Annotated in this window: 1 protein-coding gene; it reads left to right on the top strand. The window is 65.9% G+C overall.

All coding sequences use genetic code 11. The features are described 5' to 3' along the window. Positions 1-223, top strand: a 223-nt coding sequence (locus EOB49_RS36155) for a hypothetical protein (protein WP_164782044.1), incomplete at both ends; no start/stop codon positions are given.

Raw genomic sequence — 223 nt, forward strand, 5'->3', positions numbered from 1 at the left:
CACGCAGACCGTCGGGTTGATCCAGACGATCACCGTGGGCGCGGCGCGAGTGGATTCAGTGGGCGCGGCGGAAACCCGAAGCGTTGGCGCCGTTCAGACGAATCAGATCGGCGCATCGCGCTCGGTGACAGTGGGGGCCGGACAGACTCACACCATCGGAGCGGCGGACAATTGGACAATCGCCGCCGCGCAGAGCGTGAAAGTCGGGGCGGACCAGAGTTTC

The sequence above is a fragment of the Mesorhizobium sp. M7A.F.Ca.MR.148.00.0.0 genome, assembly GCF_003997735.1.
Classification (GTDB): domain Bacteria; phylum Pseudomonadota; class Alphaproteobacteria; order Rhizobiales; family Rhizobiaceae; genus Mesorhizobium.